The organism is Microbispora rosea, from assembly GCF_044460045.1.
GTDB classification, from domain to species: domain Bacteria; phylum Actinomycetota; class Actinomycetes; order Streptosporangiales; family Streptosporangiaceae; genus Microbispora; species Microbispora rosea.
On sequence record NZ_JBITJO010000006.1, the window covers coordinates 239,531 to 258,536 of the forward strand.

General features: G+C 73.0%; 17 protein-coding genes. 3 read left to right on the top strand and 14 right to left on the bottom strand.

The annotated features are described in order from the left end of the window. The first annotated feature begins 11 nt into the window (after nucleotides 1-11). The gene (locus ACIBK1_RS25935; protein WP_051761873.1) at nucleotides 12-1,076 is read left to right on the top strand and encodes an ABC transporter ATP-binding protein; all 1,065 of its coding nucleotides are present in this window, start codon (nucleotides 12-14) and stop codon (nucleotides 1,074-1,076) included. Then, a complete protein-coding gene (locus ACIBK1_RS25940) occupies nucleotides 1,073-2,104 on the top strand; it encodes an ABC transporter ATP-binding protein (protein ID WP_051761872.1) in 1,032 nt (343 codons plus the stop codon). The genes ACIBK1_RS25935 and ACIBK1_RS25940 overlap by 4 nt, the downstream gene beginning before the upstream one ends. Before the next feature lie 204 nt (nucleotides 2,105-2,308). Here the strand turns inward: ACIBK1_RS25940 and rpe are convergent, their stop codons facing one another. Together rpe and ACIBK1_RS25950 are read right to left on the bottom strand one after the other, a co-directional pair. Then, nucleotides 2,309-2,983 carry a ribulose-phosphate 3-epimerase gene (rpe, locus tag ACIBK1_RS25945; RefSeq protein WP_030508998.1) on the bottom strand — a complete coding sequence of 225 codons (675 nt, stop codon included), beginning with the start codon at nucleotides 2,981-2,983 and terminating at the stop codon, nucleotides 2,309-2,311. 126 nt (nucleotides 2,984-3,109) lie between these two features. Continuing rightward, nucleotides 3,110-4,417: an MFS transporter gene (locus tag ACIBK1_RS25950; RefSeq protein WP_396738278.1), complete on the bottom strand. Its 1,308-nt coding sequence runs from the start codon at nucleotides 4,415-4,417 to the stop codon at nucleotides 3,110-3,112. A 61-nt stretch (nucleotides 4,418-4,478) separates the two neighbouring features. On the opposite strand from ACIBK1_RS25950, the gene ACIBK1_RS25955 reads away from it, so the two are divergent. Further along, nucleotides 4,479-5,351 (top strand): winged helix-turn-helix transcriptional regulator, encoded by an 873-nt coding sequence (locus ACIBK1_RS25955; protein ID WP_396721313.1) that lies wholly within the window; start codon nucleotides 4,479-4,481, stop codon nucleotides 5,349-5,351. A 161-nt stretch (nucleotides 5,352-5,512) separates the two neighbouring features. Here the strand turns inward: ACIBK1_RS25955 and ACIBK1_RS25960 are convergent, their stop codons facing one another. The 12 genes from ACIBK1_RS25960 to mihF form a co-directional block, all read right to left on the bottom strand. Next, on the bottom strand, nucleotides 5,513-7,012 hold the full coding sequence (locus tag ACIBK1_RS25960; RefSeq protein ID WP_396738281.1) for an RsmB/NOP family class I SAM-dependent RNA methyltransferase: 1,500 nt from the start codon (nucleotides 7,010-7,012) through the stop codon (nucleotides 5,513-5,515). Nucleotides 7,013-7,252: 240 nt separating this feature from the next. Beyond that, nucleotides 7,253-8,182 carry a methionyl-tRNA formyltransferase gene (gene fmt, locus ACIBK1_RS25965; RefSeq protein WP_030508994.1) on the bottom strand — a complete coding sequence of 310 codons (930 nt, stop codon included), beginning with the start codon at nucleotides 8,180-8,182 and terminating at the stop codon, nucleotides 7,253-7,255. Beyond that, nucleotides 8,182-8,730, bottom strand: coding sequence for a peptide deformylase (gene def, locus ACIBK1_RS25970; RefSeq protein ID WP_030508993.1), 549 nt, complete (start codon nucleotides 8,728-8,730; stop codon nucleotides 8,182-8,184). The genes fmt and def overlap by 1 nt, the downstream gene beginning before the upstream one ends. A 46-nt stretch (nucleotides 8,731-8,776) precedes the next feature. After that, a complete protein-coding gene (locus ACIBK1_RS25975) occupies nucleotides 8,777-10,018 on the bottom strand; it encodes a hypothetical protein (RefSeq protein WP_396738285.1) in 1,242 nt (413 codons plus the stop codon). A gap of 23 nt (nucleotides 10,019-10,041) precedes the next feature. Continuing rightward, nucleotides 10,042-11,709, bottom strand: coding sequence for a hypothetical protein (locus tag ACIBK1_RS25980; protein WP_396738288.1), 1,668 nt, complete (start codon nucleotides 11,707-11,709; stop codon nucleotides 10,042-10,044). A 40-nt stretch (nucleotides 11,710-11,749) separates the two neighbouring features. Continuing rightward, the gene (locus tag ACIBK1_RS25985; RefSeq protein WP_396738291.1) at nucleotides 11,750-14,386 is read right to left on the bottom strand and encodes a primosomal protein N'; all 2,637 of its coding nucleotides are present in this window, start codon (nucleotides 14,384-14,386) and stop codon (nucleotides 11,750-11,752) included. Nucleotides 14,387-14,540: 154 nt separating this feature from the next. Further along, nucleotides 14,541-15,728: a methionine adenosyltransferase gene (gene metK / locus ACIBK1_RS25990; RefSeq protein ID WP_030508989.1), complete on the bottom strand. Its 1,188-nt coding sequence runs from the start codon at nucleotides 15,726-15,728 to the stop codon at nucleotides 14,541-14,543. A 165-nt stretch (nucleotides 15,729-15,893) separates the two neighbouring features. Then, entirely contained in the window at nucleotides 15,894-16,262 is a 369-nt protein-coding gene (locus ACIBK1_RS25995; RefSeq protein WP_030508988.1) for a hypothetical protein, read from the bottom strand. Nucleotides 16,263-16,330: 68 nt separating this feature from the next. After that, nucleotides 16,331-17,608 (bottom strand): bifunctional phosphopantothenoylcysteine decarboxylase/phosphopantothenate--cysteine ligase CoaBC, encoded by a 1,278-nt coding sequence (gene coaBC, locus ACIBK1_RS26000; protein ID WP_396738294.1) that lies wholly within the window; start codon nucleotides 17,606-17,608, stop codon nucleotides 16,331-16,333. A gap of 14 nt (nucleotides 17,609-17,622) precedes the next feature. Further along, nucleotides 17,623-17,886, bottom strand: a complete 264-nt coding sequence (rpoZ, locus tag ACIBK1_RS26005; protein WP_030508986.1) for a DNA-directed RNA polymerase subunit omega — start codon at nucleotides 17,884-17,886, stop codon at nucleotides 17,623-17,625. Between the two features lie 13 nt (nucleotides 17,887-17,899). Next, nucleotides 17,900-18,460, bottom strand: coding sequence for a guanylate kinase (gene gmk, locus ACIBK1_RS26010; protein ID WP_396738297.1), 561 nt, complete (start codon nucleotides 18,458-18,460; stop codon nucleotides 17,900-17,902). Nucleotides 18,461-18,582: 122 nt separating this feature from the next. Then, on the bottom strand, nucleotides 18,583-18,906 hold the full coding sequence (mihF, locus tag ACIBK1_RS26015; protein ID WP_030450375.1) for an integration host factor, actinobacterial type: 324 nt from the start codon (nucleotides 18,904-18,906) through the stop codon (nucleotides 18,583-18,585). Between the last annotated feature and the right edge of the window lie 100 nt (nucleotides 18,907-19,006).

Here is a 19,006-nt window from a genome sequence, read left to right on the forward strand (position 1 = left end):
TGGAGCAGCAAGTGACCACCGTGTCGTGGAGCAGCGAGCCGGGGACCTCGCGCGGCCCCGGGCCGTTCCTGTCCGTCCGCGACCTGAGCGTCGAGTTCAGCACCGAGGACGGCATCGTGCACGCCGTCGACAACCTGTCCTTCGATCTGGAGAAGGGCACCACGCTCGGCATCGTCGGCGAGTCCGGATCGGGCAAGTCGGTGACCAACCTCGCCATCCTCGGCCTGCACGACCCCGCCCACACGAAGATCGGCGGAGAGATCTGGCTGGAGGACCAGGAGCTGATCTCGGCGGACCGCACCACGATGGAGAAGCTCCGCGGCAACCGCGTCGCGATGATCTTCCAGGACCCGCTGACCGCGCTGTCGCCGTTCCACACGATCGGCCGGCAGATCGGCGAGGTCTACCGCAAGCACAAGGGCGCGAGCAAGAAGGAGGCCCGCGACCGCGCCGTCGAGATGCTCCGGCGCGTGGGCATCCCCCAGCCGGAGACACGGGTGGACCACTACCCGCACGAGTTCTCCGGCGGCATGCGGCAGCGCGCGATGATCGCGATGGCGCTGGTGTGCGACCCCGACCTGCTCATCGCCGACGAGCCGACGACCGCGCTCGACGTGACCGTGCAGGCGCAGATCCTCGACCTGCTCAAGGAACTCCAGCAGCAGTTCGGCACCGCGATCATCCTGATCACCCACGACCTCGGCGTCGTGGCCGGCACCGCCGACAACGTCATGGTCATGTACGCCGGGCGGGCGGCCGAGCGCGGCACCGTCCGCGAGGTGCTGCGCGAGCCGCGCCACCCCTACACCTGGGGCCTGCTGTCGTCGATGCCGCGCCTGAACTCGTCCGTCGACGTCCCGCTGATGCCGGTGCGCGGCACTCCCCCGAGCCTGCTGAACCCGCCGTCCGGCTGCCCGTTCCACCCGCGCTGCGACTATCCGAAGCTCGCCGGGCCGGAGCTGTGCTTCAACCAGCGGCCGTCGATCTCCCCGGAGACCGGGCACGGCGACGCCTGTTACCTCACCCTCGAGCAGAAGAGGGAACTCCGCACCGCGAAGACCGAGGACCACGCATGAACGAGACGCTGCTGGAGCTCAAGGAGCTGGTCAAGCACTTCCCCGTGCGGGGTGGCGCGCTGATCAAGCGTCAGGTCGGAGCCGTCCACGCGGTGGACGGCATCGACCTCACGGTCGGCGCGGGCGAGACCGTCGGCCTGGTGGGCGAGTCGGGCTGCGGCAAGTCCACCACCGGCCGCCTGGCGGCCCGCCTGCTCGAACCCACCACGGGCAAGGTCCTCTATGAAGGTCAGGACATCAGCCACAACTCGCGCCGGCAGCTCAAGCCGATCCGGTCCGAGATCCAGATGATCTTCCAGGACCCCTACAGCTCGCTCAACCCGCGCCACACTGTGGGCACGATCATCCGCGGGCCGATGGAGGTCAACGACATCAACCCGCCCGGCGGGCGCAAGAAGCGGGTCCAGGAGCTGCTGGAGATCGTCGGCCTCAACCCCGAGCACTACAACCGCTTCCCGCACGAGTTCTCCGGCGGCCAGCGGCAGCGCATCGGGATCGCCCGGGCCCTCGCGCTCGACCCCAAGCTCATCATCGCCGACGAGCCGGTGTCGGCGCTGGACGTCTCCATCCAGGCCCAGGTGGTCAACCTGCTGCAGGAGCTGCAGCGCGACCTCGGCATCGCGTTCCTGTTCATCGCCCACGACCTCGCGATCGTGCGGCACTTCTCGCAGCGCGTCGCCGTCATGTACCTCGGCAAGATCGTGGAGGTGGGCGACCGTGAGTCGATCTACGAGCGGCCCCGGCATCCGTACACGCACGCCCTGCTGTCGGCCGTGCCCGAGCCGGACGTGTCGAGCGAGCCGCGCGAGCGGATCCGCCTGGCCGGCGACGTGCCCTCGCCGATCAACCCGCCGTCCGGCTGCCGGTTCCGCACGCGCTGCTGGAAGGCCCAGGACAAGTGCGCCACGGAGGTGCCGCCCCTGGTCAGGCTCAGCGGCAACCGCGAGGGCCACCTGACCGCCTGCCACTTCCCCGAGGCGCCCACCACCCAAGGCGAGGACGTGGTCCTCGACCCCGCCCTCGCCTAACCCCCTCTCCCCGCGTGATCTTGCAGAGGAGTCCGGCACGTCCGGCCGACCTTCGCCTTCACGGTCCGTGATCTTGCACCCAGCGACACACTGCAAGATCACGGACGGCGCTTTCCCTGCTCGGGGGCATGAAGCAGTGGAACGCTGCAAGATCACAAAGCATGAGCGGCGGGGAAAGCCATACGACTGCGACAAACTACAAGATCACCACCTGGGTGGGGTGGCTCGTTCGGCGAGGGTCCTGAGCTCCTGGACGGCGCGGGCGGGGTCGTCGGCGCCGTAGACGGCGTTGCCCGCCACGAAGACGTCGGCCCCGGCCTCGGCACAGCGCTCGATCGTCTCCGCGGAGACGCCGCCGTCGACCTGGAGCCACACCTCGCCGCCGTGCTTGTCGATCAGCGCCCGGGCCCGCGCCAGCTTCGGCAGCACGATGTCGAGGAAGCGCTGCCCGCCGAAGCCCGGCTCGACGGTCATGACGAGCATCATGTCGATCTCGGGCAGCAGGTCCTCGTACCCCTCGACGGCGGTCGCCGGGTTCAGCGCCAGACCGGCCCGCGCCCCGGCGGCGCGGATCGCCCGCAGCGTGCGCACGGCGGCCTTGGCCGCCTCGGCGTGGATCGTGACGCTGGCCGCACCCGCCTCCGCGTAGTCCGGCGCCCACCGGTCCGGGTCGTGGATCATGAGGTGGCAGTCGACCGGCGTCGCGGTGGTCTTCAGCAGCGACTCGACGACCGGCAGGCCGAGCGTCAGGTTCGGCACGAAGTGGTAGTCCATGACGTCGACGTGGAGCCAGTCGGCGACGTTCTCCACCCGTGCGGCCTCGTCGGCGAGGCGGGCGAAGTCTGCGGACAGGATGCTGGGCGAGATCTGAACGGCCATAGTGCCTGCAGTCTATTTCCCCTCCCCCGGCGGCCACGACGGTCACGGGCCGGGACGCCGGGACGCCGATGCTCACCGGCGCCGCGCCGGCTCCCGTCGACGGGCGAGAGTTCACGCGCTCGGGCGTCACGAGGTGGACGTGTCCGCTCGGGCTTCGGGTGCGAGCCGCGGGCGATACGCCGGCGGGCCCGTGGATTCGCCGCTCTGCCGATAGTCGGCAAGGTCGCGCAGGTGCCGGATCGGTGAGGCCAGCAGGACCAGCGGTACGCAGACGGCCGCGACGACGAAGATCATCAAGGTGATCCGGCCGCCGAGCATCCCGGCGACCACTCCGGCGATCAACCCGCCGATCGGGATCGCGCCCCAGGAGACGAAGCGGACCGTGGCCATCACCCGAGGCAGCAGGTCGGGAGGACTGGCGATCTGCCGATACGTGCGGGTCACCACACTGAGCACCACGACGCCGGCGGCGAACACCACGTTGCCCGCGGCGAAGGCGGCGAAGGCCTGCCAACCGGTGCCGAGAGGAACGACGAGCGCCCCGGCGACCGCGACGAAACCGGCGACGATCAGGGCGCGGGCGGTGCCGATCCTGGCCGTGACCCGGTTTGTCAAAGCCGCGCCGATCAGCGTGCCGACGCCGTCCGCCGCCAGCAGCAGGCCGACGAGGCCGGGCGCGGCGTGCAGCTCGCGTACGAGGTACAGCGCGTAGAGCGCCTGCTGTGCCCCGCAGACCGTGTTGGCCGCGGTGGCGGCCCACATGCACGGACCCATGAGCGGGTGGTGCACGACGAAACGCCAGCCTTCGCCGATCATCGCGCGCATCGGCGGCCAGCGGTCGGGGGCCTGTACGCGGCGTTCGGGCAGGGTCCGTAGCAGCAGTGCCGAGACAAGATAGCCGGCCGCGTCGACGAGGAGGGTGGGCACCGCCCCGAGCACCTGGACGACGAGGCCGCCGACCGACGGCCCGCCGAGCTGAGTGGTGGCGTGGGTGCCGGACGTCAGGCTGTTACGAGACTGCAACTGCTCCCTGCTCACGATCGACGGCAGGAAGGTCGAGTTGGCCACGTCGAAGACGACGGTCGCGAAGCTCGTCACGAGGGCCACGATCACCAGCTGGGCGACCGTCAGCCGGTCAAGCCACCAAGCCAGCGGGATGGAGACGACCGCCGCCGCGCGGGCCAGGTCGGCGCCGACCTGCACCCTCCGCATGGGGAGCCGCTGCACGACCACCCCGGCGGGCAGGCCTATCACGATCCAGGCGACGTAGCCGGCGGCGGCGATCATGCCCATCTGGAAGGCGGAGGCGTCGAGCACCGTCAAGGCCGTCAGCGGCAGCGCCACCGCGCCCACCGCCGAGCCGACCGCGCTGGTGGTGCCGGCCGCCCACCACCGCCAGAAGACGCCCGCCCCACCTCCACTGTCGATTCCCATCCCGGTGCCCGCCTCTCCTCGTCGAGTGAGTTCCAATCTGGAACGCACTATACTGGAGCGCGTGAAGCGTGCCGATCTTTCCGACTCCGACTGCGGCATCGCGCAAGCGCTCGGAGTGATCGGCGACTGGTGGACGTTCCTGATCGTGCGCGACGTCGCGGGCGGCATCACCCGCTTCGACGGCCTCCAGCGTGAGCTCGGCGTCAGCCGTCGAGCTCTGGCCGAACGCCTGGCCGGGCTTGTCGAACATGGGGTGCTCGAGAGGCGGCCCTATTCCGATCACCCGCCGCGCTACGACTACGTGCTGACAGCGAAGGGTGAAGGCCTGCTGCCGGCGCTCATCGCCCTGCAGGATTGGGGCACCAGACATGTGATGGGCGACGGTGTGCTGACCGCGACCAGCGAGGACGGGTCCGCCGAGAGCCGTCGCGTGCACGATCTGGTCAGCCGGAAACTCCCGGATGTCGTGCTGGAACGACACGACGGCGAGCCGGTCACACCCAGCGCACCGGGCGTCTGGACCGTGCTCTTCTTCTTCCCCGGCGCCTTCGCCCCGGGCGCCCAGGGCTACCCGCCCGGTTGGACCGACATCCCGGGGACGAAGGGGTGCACTCTGGAGGCTCTCACCTATGCGTCACGGAGTGCCGACTTCGAGGCGGCAGGCGCCGCGGTCCGAGGCGTGAGCACGCAGCGACCCGACCAGTTGGCCGCCTTCGTCGCGCACGCGCGGTTGCCCTACCCCCTCCTGTCGGACCAGGACAGCAGGCTCGCCGCCGGGCTGCTGCTGCCGACCTTCCGAACGGCAGGCGTCGACCGCTTCAAGCGCCTCACTCTGTTGGCCGACCCCGACGCGATCATCCGGGCGGTGCAGTTTCCGATCAACGATCCGGCCGGTTCAGTGGACGAGATGCTCGCCCTCGTGCGCGGTCGATGACGACGATCCGGCGCGTCCGCGGTCGATGACGACGGTCCGCGGCTTCGTCACCCGTCGCGCGCCCGCTCTTGGCCGTCGCCCAGGAGACGCCCGGCTCCGCGGGCGGCGGTGACGGCGAGGCGGTCAGGAGTCGGGCAGCAGCGCGAGGAACATCGCGTCCGTCAGGAGCGGCGCAGCAGCGCGAGGAACATCGCGTCCGTGCCGTGCCGGTGCGGCCAGAACTGCGCGTACGGGCCGTCGCCGAGACCGGGCACCTCCGGCAGGAACGCGCGGGCGTCCAGCACTTCCACGCGGTCGCGCACGTCCTCCACCACCGCCCTGGTCTCGGCCAGGTGCGGCGAACAGGTGACGTACGCCACGACGCCGCCCGGCCGGACGGCGTCGAGCGCCGAGCCGAGCAGCCGCCGCTGCAGCGCGGTGAGCTCGGGGATGCTCCGGGGGTCGCGCCGCCAGCGGGCCTCCGGGCGCCTGCGCAGGGCGCCGAGCCCGGTGCAGGGGGCGTCGAGCATCACCCGGTCGAACGCGCCCGGCCGCCAGGCGGGCCGCGTGCCGTCCGCCGTGATCACCTTCGCCTCGCGGGTGGTGCCCCACACCAGCCGGGCGCGGTGATATTGCACGTCGGCGCCGAGCAGCCGGGCGCCCCGCTGCGCCGCCACCGCGTCGAGCAGCCCGGCCTTCCCGCCCGGGCCCGCGCACATGTCCAGCCACGTGCTGTCCTGGTCGAGCGGCACGCGGGTCAGCGCGAGCGCGACGAGCTGGCTGGCCTCGTCCTGCACCGCGGCCCGCGCCTCCCCCACGGCGAGGATGGCGCCCGGGTCGCCCTCCGGCAGATAGGCGGCGTACGGCGAGTAGGCGGCGCGCTCGGCCCCTGCCGCGACCAGTTCCTCCACGGTGGCCCGCCCCGGCCGCGCCACCAGCGCCACGCGGGGCCGCTCGTTGTCGGCCTCCAGCAGCGCGGCCGTCTCGTCCACGTCCCCGCCGACCGCGTCGCGCAGGGCGGTGACGATCCAGCGCGGGTGGCTGTAGGCGACCGTCAGGTTGCCGATCGGGTCCTGGTCACGCGGCGGGGCGACGATCTCCAGCCACTGCTCCAGCGTGCGGCCCGCGACCTTGCGCAGCACGGCGTTGGCGTAACGGGACGGGCCCGGCCCGACGCGCAGCCGCACGAGGTCGATGGTGGCGCTGACCGCCGCGTGGGGCGGGATCCTGGTGCGCAGAAGCTGGTGGACGCCGAGACGCACGGCGTCGAGCAGCGGCGGGTCCACCTCCTCCGGCGGCCGGTCGCTGCACGCGGCGATGACCTCGTCGTAGGTCCCGAGGCCGCGCAGCGTGCCGTACGCCAGCTCGGTGGCGAGGGCCGCGTCGCGTCCGGTGATCCGCCGCTGCCGCAGCAGGGTCGGCATGAGCAGGTTGGCGTACGCGTCGCGCTCGTCGACGGCCCGCATCAGGTCGTAGGCGGCGTTGCGCGCCTCGTCGCGGGGCGGGCGACCCCGGCCCTGCTTCGGCTGCCCGGCCTTCGCCGCGTGCGCGGCCTGCCCGCCGCGGCCCGGCCTGCCGCCGCGTCCAGGGCGGACCTGCCCGGAGTCGCCGCCCTGGCCGCCGCCCTGGCCGCTTCCCTGACCGCGCCGTGCGCCGCCGCCCTGACCTCTGCCCTGCTTCACGCTGTCACCCTCGACCCTGCCACGACCCTGCCACGACCCTGTCCACCTCGATGCCGCCGCGTTCGACGCTGCCGCGCTTGACGCGCCCTCGGCCCTGTCACTCGCCGATCCGCCGCCTCGGCTCCGCCCGGTCACCGACACGGCTCCGGCTCGGCGGCCCACCTTCCGCTGCCCGCCATTGCCCGCCATGCGGTCCTCCCGGCAGGATGCCGAGGCCGCAGTCACGGCGGGCAGGGCCCTTCAGACCAGGGTCTCACCGTCCGAGAACCGGACGCCGCGGCCCCATTCGGCCGCGGTCATCTGCCGCTTGCCCTGCGGCTGCACCTCGCCGAGCTCCACCGGGTGGCTGCCGGTCCCGACGAGGACGACCTTCGGCGTGGCCGCGATCTCGCCGGGGGCGAGCTTGCCCGCGTCGGGCGCGAGCCGTACCGGGCCGATCTTGACCCGCTGACCGCGAAACTCGGCCCACGCGCCGGGAGCCGGAGTGCAGGCCCGCACCAGCCGGTCCACCCGCATCGCGGGCGCCGTCCAGTCGATCCTGGCGTCCTCGACGGAGATCTTCGGGGCCAGGCTGACGCCGTCCGCGGGCTGCGGACGCGCCTCCAGCGTGCCGTCCTCGACCCCGTCGAGCGTGGCCAGCAGCAGGCCCGCGCCGGCCTCCGCGAGCCGGGCCAGCAGCGCGCCGCTCGTGTCGTCCGGCCGGATCTGCTCGGTGAGCACGCCGAACACCGGCCCCGCGTCCAGCTCCTTCACGATGCGGAAGGTCGAGGCCCCGGTGACGTCGTCGCCGCGCAGCACGGCGTGCTGCACGGGCGCCGCGCCGCGCCAGGCGGGCAGCACGGAGAAGTGCAGATTGATCCACCCCTGCGCGGGAATGTCGAGCGCCGCCTGCGGCAGCAGGGCGCCGTACGCGACCACGGGGCAGCAGTCGGGGCCGATCGCCCTCAGCCGGTCGAGGAACTCCGGGTCTGCGGCCTTCGCCGGCTTGAGCACCTCGATCCCCGACTCCTCCGCGAGCTGCGCCACCGGGCTGGGATGCATCTTGCGTCCCCGGCCCGACTGCGCGTCCGGCCGGGTCACCACGGCCGCCACCTCGTGGCGGGGCGAGTCCAGCAGGGCGCGCAGCGACGGGAGCGCGGTGTCGGGCGTGCCGGCGAAGACCAGGCGCACTACAGAGCCCTTCCCTGCGTGGCGTGCGGTGAGATCTTCACCACCGGCGCCGACAGGCCGCTCCACTCGGCCTCGCGGATCGCCTTCATCGCGAGCTTGCGCTGCTTGGAGTCCAGGCGGTCGATGAACAGCACGCCGTCCAGGTGGTCGGTCTCGTGCTGGAAGCAGCGCGCCATGAGATCGGTGCCCTCGAGCGTCACCGGCTCACCGTGCATGTTGAAGCCCTTGGCCACCGCCCTGATCGCGCGGGGCGTCGGGAAGGTCAGGCCGGGGAAGGACAGGCAGCCCTCCTCGCCCTCCTCGTCCACCTCGCCGCCGAGGTCGAGATCCGGGTTGATGAGGTGCCCGAGCTGCTCGTCCACGTAGTAGGTGAACACGCGCAGGCCGACGCCGATCTGCGGTGCGGCCAGGCCGGCGCCCGGCGCGTCCATCATGGTGTCGGTCAGGTCCTTGACGAGCTTGCGCAGTTCCTTGTCGAAGTCGACCACCGGCTCGGCCGGGGTGCGCAGCACCGGGTCGCCGAACAGGCGGATCGGCTGAATGGCCAAGGGTCGGCTCCGTTCACGTCACATACACGAGGAGGATCACCCCAGTCTACGGGCGTGAACGCACCTTCATCGCCGTCTTCCTGGCGGTCTTCGCGATCAGCGGATCGGGATGGTGCCTGCCGAGCATCTCCAGCACCGCGAGGGCGTCGGGGTGGTCGGCCCGGCCCATCTGGGGCACCAGCGTCAGCAGGTCCTCACCGAGGAGGTCGAAATGGGCCACCGAGTCGACCGGGGCGCCGATGTAGAGCAGGGCGGCGAGGGTGTCCACCGCCACCCAGGCCCCGTCGCCCTCGCCGAGGGCCGGCGCCTCCAGGTCCCGAACGCCCAGCCATGCCGCGGCGTAGCGCCACATCATCGGCTCGTCCAGGGCCTCCCGTACGGCCTGCGCGGCCTCCGGGCCCAGCTCCTCCAGCACGGTCCCGGCGGTGCCGCGCTGGGCGGCGTTGCCCGACGCGGCGATCTTGATGAGCTCGCGCGCCGCGTCCTCCGGCACCCGGCGCTCCAGCCACAGCGTGGCGGCGCTGGCGGAGGCCCGGCCGGTCAGCATGGCGTCGATGAGGTCGGCGGCGCCCAGTTCGGCGAGCGCGGCCACCTCGCCGAGCGACGGCGCGTCGTGGCCCTCCCTGAGCAGGTCGCGGCGCACGGCCCACACGCCCGGCTGGGTGAGCCGGACGAGCTCCCCGGTCAGCTCGATCAGCCCGCAGTACTCCAGCAGCGCCATGGCCGCCGCCAGCTCTCCCGGGAGGGTCATCCGCAGCCGCCGCAGGTCGGCCGGCCGCGCCCCGCAGCCCACCTCGTGGGCCTGGAGGATGCCGCCGGCCAGGGCGGCGAGCGGCATGCCCTCGCGCACCGAGTAGATCGTCGCGAGGATCTCGGTGAGGTGCTCGTCGATGACGGCCGACCCGGTCAGGCCCTCCTCGGTCCGGTCGAGCACGTCCATGACCACGCCGTCCCAGAACTCCATGGGGTCGGGCACGCCGGGCCCGGGGCGGGCGCCCTGCCGCGTGACCTCCACGAGGCGGCCGTTGACCGCGACCACCCACAGCAGGCGCAGCCTGGCGGCCTCCAGGCCCAGCTCGGCGACGACCGCCTCGGCCTCGGCGGGGTGCGGCAGCCCCTGCTCGGTGACCTCGCACACACCGCGGGGAGAAGCCGTGCAGCGGGCCCGGACCCACTCGGCGACGCGGCGGGCGTCCCGCACGAGCGGGACCTCCCGCACCGCGTGGACGAGCTGCTCGTCTGGGGCGATGTCGACCGGCGGGAAGGTGAGCACGTCGCTGTCGGCCATTCCAGCAACTTACTGCACAGCAGTCACCTGATGCCCCGCGAACGAGCCTTGAAAGCCGCTTTCCGGGCGGCCTTGGCCGCGGCCTGGTCCGTCAGCGTGCTGCCGAGCAGTTCGAGAACCTCGACCACGTCGGGGTGCTCCACCCGCCACATGTCCTCGATCAGATGGGCGGGCGGCCCCGAGGCCGCGATGTTCTCCGCGAAGCCCTCCGGGTCGGCCTCGGCGGCGGGCAGCGCGAGCGCGAGCATGTCGACGCTCACCCACAGGACCTCCTCGGGGGTGAGCGCGGGCGCGTCCAGGCCCCGCGAGGACAGCCAGTGGATGGCGTGCGGGCGCAGTTCGGCGTCGTCCAGGTAGGCCCGCACGACCGGCGCCGCCTCGACGTCCAGCCGGTCCACGATGGTCACGGCGACCCCGCGCACCTCCGCCGGGGCGCCGGCCACGGCGGCGAGCAGCTCCGACGCCGCCTGCTCGGCGGTGCGCCGCGACAGCCACTCGGCGATGTCCCGCTCGGCCGCCTCGTCCGCCGTGCCGTCGCCGATCAGGCCGGCGATCAGCCCGCTCGCGTCGCCCTCGGCCGGGGCGGGCGCGAGCGGCGCGTCCAGGCCCATGCCGGCGTACAGCTCCCGCAGGCCCCACAGGGCGTGCGCGGTGAGGGCCAGGCCGTCCTCGGTGCGCTGGACCGTTCCCGCGTACACCAGGGCCGTCAGCGCCTCGTCCAGCCTCCCGACGGGACGCCCTGCGGCCACCTCGCGCAGGTAGTCGGCGAGCGCGTCCACCGGGACGGGCGACTGCAGCCGGTAGAGCAGATCGTGGATCTGGGACATCCCCTCGTCCACGACCGCCTCCCCGGTGAGCGGCACGGGCCTCTCGACGAGGAACTCCACCGCCGACCGCCACAGGTCGAGCAGTTCGTCCTCACCACGCGCGTCCAGCTCGCGGAAGTCCTCCGCGACCACGACGGCCGTGCCGTCGAGCCGGGCCAGGCCCAGGTCGAGCGCGAGCCGCCACGCCGGCTCCGGACACCCGACGCCGAGCTCGGCCTTACACGCCCGCGCGTCCCTGACCCGCAGGGACCGGCGCGTGGTCACCGTACGGCCGCCCTCCACCAGCCAGGTCACCACCCGGTGGGCGTCGCGCAGCAGCGGCACCTCGCGCACGGCCCGCGCCACCTCCTCGCGCGGCGCGAGCCGTACGGGCGGCAGGGGCGCGCAGCCGGGGCAGTCGCACTCGTCGCCGTCCGCCGCGTCCTCCGCCCGCGCGGACTGGGCCGCGTCGAGCTCCAGGGAGTCGGGCCCGATGGCGCTGAACAGGCTCTTGGCCATGCCGAACTTGGACGTGTCGGCGAGCGCCTGCGGCATCTCGGGCTCGATGCGGTCGATGGTCTCCCGCATCCGTACGGCCGTCTTGCTGCCGATCTCGCCCGTGTCCAGCAGGAACTCGACCAGTGTCCGCGCCGCGGCGACCGTCTCCGGCGCGCTCTCCGGCGGCGCGATGACCTTGCGCGGATAGATCTCCAGGAGGAGCTCCTCGAAGGTGCCCGCCCGGAAATCGCCCAGCTCGTTCACCTCCAGGTAGTCGCTGGCGTAGTCGCACAGCAGACGTACCTCGTCGACGTCGACCTCGACGTTCCGGTCGCGCCCCCAGGCACGCAGGCCGTCGATGGCCCGGTTCACCCATTCGATCGACACAGAGGCACGCTAACGGCTCGCTTTGTGCGAGGCGAATCGGTCAGATGAGGTCGAGCGGATCAATGTTCACACGTACCACGTCCGGCGCCTTGCGTGCGGAGCGCACACCGGAGGCGCCCTTGAGCGCGCGGGCCAGCGCGGACCCGAGGTGGCGCGGCACCCGGACCATGGCCCGTTCGAGCTCGCCTTCAACCGGCACCGGCCCCAGCACCTGCGCTCCGGGAGGCAGCCCGGCGTCCGCAAGCGTCTCCCTCACGGCCGCGGCCGGGCCCGTCAGCGTCGCCATCCGCACGGCCGGGGGAAAGCCCAGCTCGGCCCGCTCGTCGAGCTCGCGTTCCGCGAAGGTGACGGGGTCCCAGCGCAGCAGAGCCTGCACGGCGGGCACCGCGGCGTCGGCCAGGACGACCAGCTCTCCCGCCGGCCGCAGCAGGGCGGCGGCGTTCGTCCAGCGCCGCAGCGCCTCCTCGGACGCACGCAGGTCGGGACGGCCCAGCAGCGCCCACCCGTCGAGCAGCACGGCGGCCGCGTAGCCGCCATCCGGCACCGGCTCTGCCCCGGGCGTCGCCACGACCAGCGCGGGGGCGCCGCTCACCGTCGCCAGCACGCCGTCGCGCCCACTGGTGCGCACGGCCACCGAGGGAAAGGCCCGGCCCAGCTCCTCTGCCGTGCGCCGCGCGCCCACGATGACGGCCCGCACGCCGGTCCCGCCGCAGGACGGGCAGCGCCAGTCGCCCGCGATCCTGCCGCACCAGCGGCAGTAGGGCACGGCGTGGCCGCCGCGCAGCGCGAGCGGACCCGAGCACACCGGTCCGGTGGCCGGGGACGGCGCGGACACCGGTTCCGCGAGCAGCCTCGCCCTGCCGCCCGCCTGTCCGGTCCCACCGGGTACGCCGAGGACGCCGGGGACGCCGGGCTGATGGACGCCCGGTCCGCTGCCGGGCGCCGCGTTTCCCAGGGCGTCCGGCGCCGGGCGCGCCGGCGGCAGGCCCGAGCAGCGGGCGGGGGCACGGCAGTGGCGGCACGCCAGCGCGGGCAGGTAGCCCCTGCGCGGCACCTGGACGAGGACGGGGCCGTGTTCCAGTCCCTCTCTCAGCGCCCGCCAGGCGAGGCTGGGCAGGCGGGCCGCCCTGGCCGCCTGGTCCCGAGCCAGCTCCGCGTCGTCGCCCGCCGGGCGGACCCGGGGCGCCCGGGCCCTGACCGCCGCCCGGTCGGGGACGAGCGGGGCCGCCCAGCCCGTCTCGACGAGCGCCGTGGCCTCGGCGGTGCGGGCGTAGCCGCCGACGAGCAGGCCCGCCCCGGCCTGGTGCGCCCGCAGGCCGAGCACCTCGCGGGCGTGCGGATAGGGCGCGTGGCGCTCGGCGTGCAGGTCGTCGCCGTCGTCCCAGACGACCGCCAGCCCCAGCCGGGCCACCGGCGCGTACGCCGCGGGGCGGTTGCCCACCACGATCCCGATCTCGCCGCGCAACGCCTTGAGCCAGCGCCGGTAGCGCTCCGCGGGGCCGAGGTCCGCCGTGATCGCCACGTGCGGCGTCTCCCCCAGGGCCGCGGTCACGAGCGCCACGTCCTTGCCGTCGGGAACCACCACGACGACGCCCCGGCCGCCGTCCAGCGTCGCCCGCGCGGCGGCCGCGATGGCGCGCGGCCACGACGGCCCGTCGGCGTCCGTGCCGGGCAGGGCCGTCCACACGGCGCGCGGGGCCCTGCCCTCGGCCAGCGCCTCCAGGAAGGATGCGCCCGCCGGGTAGGCCCTCCAGGCGTCGCCGTACGCCCGCGCCGCCCGCTGCCCCGCCTCCTCGTGCGGCACGGCCTCGTGTGGCCCGGTCTGGTGTGGCGCGATCTGGTGTGACGCGATCTGGTGCGGCGTCGTCTCCTCGCGGACCGTCGCCGCGTGCGCCGTGTCTTCGAGAGCCCCGTCTTCGAGGGCCCCGTCTTGGAGAGCCCCGTCTTCGGGGGTCGCGTCGTGGGAGGGCGCGTCTTCGGGGGTCGCCTCCTGCCCCGGTTCCGCGGCCTCGGCGGGGTGTGCACGGGGGCCGCCGGGGTCCGTGGTCGCGCGTACGGGCTCGGGGGCGGCCGGGGGAACGTCGCCGTCACGGGAGGAGTCCGCCCGGCGCGCGGGGGTTCTGGCCTCGCCCTCGACCCGGGCGTGTCGCGGCGGAACGGCCAGGCGCAGGACGTCCGACATGGTTCCGGCGTACCGGTCGGCCACGGCGCGGGCCAGCCGCGCGATGTCGGGGGTGAGGACGGGCTCCGGGGAGATCACCCGTTCCAGGAAGGACAGCCGGCCCTCGTGCTCGCTCGCGGGGAGCCGTTCGAGCAGGTAGCCGTCGGCGAGCTGCCCGGCGAAGCGGACGCGCACCCGGCAGCCGGGCACCGCCTCGGCGTCCAGCGTGGTGGGGACGAGGTAGTCGAAGGGGCGGTCGAGGTGCGGCAGCGGCGTGTCGACGACGACCCTGGCGACGGGGAGGTTCTGCGCGGCCTCCCGCGCGCCCTTGGACGCGCCCGCCCGCGCCTGCCCCGCGGCGCCCCGGCCCCGCGCGCTCGCGCCCTGCCCCCGCGCGCTCGCGCCCTGCCCCCGCGCGGTCGCGCCCCGCGCCCGCTCGGCGGACCGCCGTGCGGCGGCCGGGGGCGCCGGAAGGAGCGCCTCCTGCGGATGCGGGGCGCGGGTCGGCTCGGTCACGTCTACGTCCTACCAGACCAGGCGAGCCGCAATCGCACGTACGCCCACCGCCTGTGGACTTCCGCGCATCCGCCGGGCACGTCTGAGCGGCGCCCGCCGTCAGGGGCGGGCGCCGCTCGCGGCGACGATGTTCGCGGTGCTCGTCAGTCGCGTGTCACAGACCCGCGGCCTCGCGCAGGGCGTCGGCCCGGTCCGTGGACTCCCAGGAGAAGCCCTCGCGGCCGAAGTGGCCGTAGGCGGCGGTCTCGGAGTAGATCGGGCGCAGCAGGTCGAGGTCGCGGATGATCGCGGCAGGGCGCAGGTCGAAGACCCGGAGCACCGCGTCCTGGATCACGTTGACCGGTGCCTTCTCGGTGCCGAACGTCTCGACGAACAGGCCGACCGGCTGGGCCTTGCCGATGGCGTAGGCGACCTGGACCTCGCAGCGGTCGGCCAGGCCGGCCGCGACGACGTTCTTGGCGACCCAGCGCATGGCGTAGGCGGCCGAGCGGTCGACCTTGGACGGGTCCTTGCCGGAGAAGGCGCCGCCGCCGTGGCGGGCCATGCCGCCGTAGGTGTCGATGATGATCTTCCGGCCGGTGAGCCCGGCGTCGCCCATGGGCCCGCCGATCTCGAAGCGGCCGGTCGGGTTGACCAGCAGGCGGTAACCCTCGATCTCGATCTCCAGGTCGGCCAGCACGGGCTCGACCACGTGCTCCCGGATGTCGGGCGTCAGCATCTCCCTCAGGTCGATCTCCGGGGCGTGCTGGGTGGAGACGACAACGGTGTCGAGGCGGACCGGGCGGTCGCCGTCGTACTCGATCGTGACCTGGGTCTTGCCGTCGGGGCGCAGGTAGGGAACGGTGCCGTTCTTCCGCACTTCGGACAGGCGGCGGGCCATCCGGTGCGCGAGCTGGATCGGCAGCGGCATCAGCTCGGGCGTCTCACGGCAGGCGTAGCCGAACATCAGGCCCTGGTCGCCCGCGCCCTGACGGTCGAAGTCGTCGGCGCCCTCGCCCGCGCGGTGCTCGTAGGCGTCGTCGACACCCTGCGCGATGTCCGGCGACTGCGCTCCGATGGACACCGACACGCCGCAGGAGGCGCCGTCGAAGCCCTTGTGAGAGGCGTCGTAGCCGATCTCGAGGATCTTCTCGCGGATCAGGGCGGGGATGTCGACATAGGTCTCCGTCGTCACCTCGCCGGCGACGTGGACCTGGCCAGTGGTGATCAGCGTCTCGACGGCGACCCGGCTCTTGGGGTCGTCCTTGAGCATTGCGTCGAGAATCGCGTCACTGATCTGGTCGGCGATCTTGTCCGGGTGGCCCTCGGTGACCGACTCGGAGGTGAACAGGCGACGGGACAACTCAGGGCTCCTCATGCAGCGGCTGCTGACGTCCATGAGTGGCCGGCGGTAGAGCCCAGCCCCACCGCGGCCACTCGATGCTCACGCGAGTCTAGCCCCAGGCGCTGCGGAGCCGCGAAGCCATCCGGGGTCGGGTCGCAGGATCGGCGGCCCGCGCACGGAGTGTCAGAGGTCGGGCAGGGGATCTCTGGGCAGGTCACCGGGCGAGAACGCCTCCGCGTCCGCCGCCGCAACCACCGCGGCGTACTCGTCGTCGACCTCCAGGGTCATGCCGCCGATCTCGATGCGGGGCCCTGACCCGAACTCCACCGGCCCGAGGCGGGTGCGGCGGGGGTAACGTGCCCACACCCCCGACGGCTCGTCCCTGCTGAACATCTTGATGGACAGCAGGGTGATCGACCGGTCCGTCACCACGACGAGGAAACTGATCGTGGCGGGAGGCGGCAGGGCCACCGCACGGAACACGTAGCGGATGTCCTCGCCGGGGCCGAGCATCGCCCGGCAGCGCTCCCTGATCGTGGCGGACACCGGCATGGCGATCGCTCCCTCGCTGCACGACCTGTGGGGGCGGGGCGGGCGCCCGCGCCGGCACCACACGAAGGTCAGGCGAGACGCTGCGCCACCAAATCCCACACTACGTCGGCCAGATCCTCTTTGGGACCCCTCGGAATCTCCACGGATCCGCCCTCCGCCGTGAGGACGACGGCCGCGTTGTCCGGCGTGCCGAACGCCAGGTTCTCCCCGACCTGATTGACCACGAGCAGGTCGCAGCCTTTGCGTTCCAGCTTGGCTCTGCCGTTGGCCAGGACGTCGTCGGTCTCCGCCGCGAATCCCACGATCACCCGCGGACGCGGCCCGCCGGCCCCGGCCGCCTCGCTGGCGCCCGGCCCGTCGCCGGTCTCGCGCCGGTCACCCGCCGCCGCGGCGCACGCCTCCCGCCCGGACCGGCGGATCTCCCCCAGCTCGGCCAGGATGTCTGGATTTTTCGCCAGATGGATTGGATCGGGCTCGGCGGACGACTTCTTGATCTTCGTGTCGCTCTGCCGTACGGGCCGGAAGTCCGCGACCGCGGCGGCCATGACGACCGCGTCGGCGTGCTCGGCCGCCGTCAGGACCGCGTCGCGCAGTTGCCGCGCCGATTCGACCCGGACGACCTTCGCGCCCGCGGGATCGGGCAGCGCCACGTTCGCCGCCACCAGCGTGACCTCCGCGCCCCGGGCGACGGCCGTACGGGCCAGGGCGTATCCCTGCAGCCCGGAGGACCGGTTACCGATGAAGCGCACGGGGTCGATCACCTCGCGGGTGCCTCCGGCGGAGACGACGACGTGCCGGCCGGCCAGGTCCTCGCGCCGCCCCGCCAGCACACGGCGGCACACCTCGAAGATCTCGGCGGGGTCGGGCAGCCGCCCGGGACCGGTGTCGGCTCCGGTGAGCCTGCCGACGGCGGGCTCGATCACGATCGCGCCGCGCTCGCGCAGGGTCGCCACGTTCGCCCGCGTGGCCGGGTGCTCCCACATCTCGGTGTGCATCGCGGGCGCGAACACCACCGGGCACCGCGCCGTGAGCAGGGTGTTGGTGAGCAGGTCGTTGGCCATGCCGTGCGCGGCGCGGGCCAGCACGTCCGCCGTCGCCGGGGCGACGACCACCAGGTCGGCGGACTGCCCGATGCGCACGTGCGGCACCTCGTGCACCGACTCCCACACCTCGGTGGTCACCGGATTGCCCGACAGCGCGGCCCAGGTCGGCTCGCCGACGAACCGCAGCGCGTCCCGGGTCGGCACGACGCGCACGTCGTGTCCCGACTCGGTGAACAGGCGCAGCAACTCGCAGGACTTGTAGACCGCGATGCCGGCGCTCACGCCCAGCACGACAGACGTCATGACGGAGGCGATACTCAGCCCTCGATGGGCTCAGAGGTGAGCAGGCCCTCGGAGACCTCGCGCAGGGCGATGGACAGCGGCTTCTCCTGGGCGTGGGTCTCCACGAGGGGCCCCACGTACTCCAGCAGGCCCTCGCCGAGCTGCGAGTAGTAGGCGTTGATCTGGCGCGCCCGCTTCGCACCCATGATCACGAGGCTGTACTTGCTGTCGACGATGTCGAGAAGCGCGTCGATCGACGGGTTGGTGATGCCTTCCGCGTAGGCGGAGCTGCTTGCCACGTCAGTGATTCCCCTAGCTAGGTGAGTTTCCCATCAAGGTTATCAGCCGGTGGCACACGTCCTTGACGGACGTGTTGACGATCGTGAGGTCGAACTCCTTCTCCGCCGCCAGCTCGACCCGGCCCATCTCCAGGCGCCGGGCGATCACGTCGGGAGGCTCGGTGCCGCGGCCGCGCAGCCGCCGCTCCAGCTCCTCCCAGCTCGGCGGGGCGAGGAACACCAGCAGGGCATCGGGCATCGTCCTGCGCACCTGCCTGGCGCCCTGCAGGTCGATCTCCAGCAGGGTGGGGACGCCCGCCGCCAGTTTCTCCAGCACCGGCCCTCTGGGCGTGCCGTACCGGTTGCCGGCGAACTCGGCCCACTCCAGAAGCTCACCGGAGGCGACGAGCCCGTCGAACTCGTCGTTGCCGGCGAAGAAGTACTCCACGCCGTGCTGCTCCCCCGGGCGGGGCTTCCGGGTTGTCACCGAGACCGACAGCCACACCTCGGGGTGGGACCGCCGGAGCTCGGCGACGACCGTGGACTTCCCCACACCCGACGGACCGGACAGGACCGTCAGGCGCGGGCGGGGCATGGAGTCACCGCCGTGTGTCCTGAACCCGCTGGTCGCGACTGCCTCGTGGGCCCGATCTCCAGCGGACCGGGACATGTCGGTCACTCCGTACCCCCGTGTAACTCGCTCGTACGCCGCCGAGATCAGCTCTCGGCGCCGCCGAACTCGCGCTCCAGGGAGGCGCGCTGGTTGGCGCCGAGACCCCGCACGCGGCGGGATTCGGCGATACCAAGGCGCTCCATGAGCTGCTTGGCGCGGACCTTGCCGACGCCAGGGAGCGACTCCAGCAGAGCCGAGACCTTCATCTTGCCGATGACGTCGTCGGTCTGCCCATCCTTCAGCACCTCAGCCAGAGAAACCGCGCCGTGCTTGAGCCGGTTCTTGACCTCGGCACGCTCCTTGCGTGCCTTGGCAGCCTTCTCAAGAGCTGCGGCGCGCTGCTCGGGGGTCAGGGGAGGAAGAGCCACGCCGGGTCACCTCGAATTTCTTGTCGATGTACTCGGACGGGAGGGGAAACTAGCTGGTCTTGGCCGTAACGGCAACGTCAAGGGCGGTTTCTCGGACCAC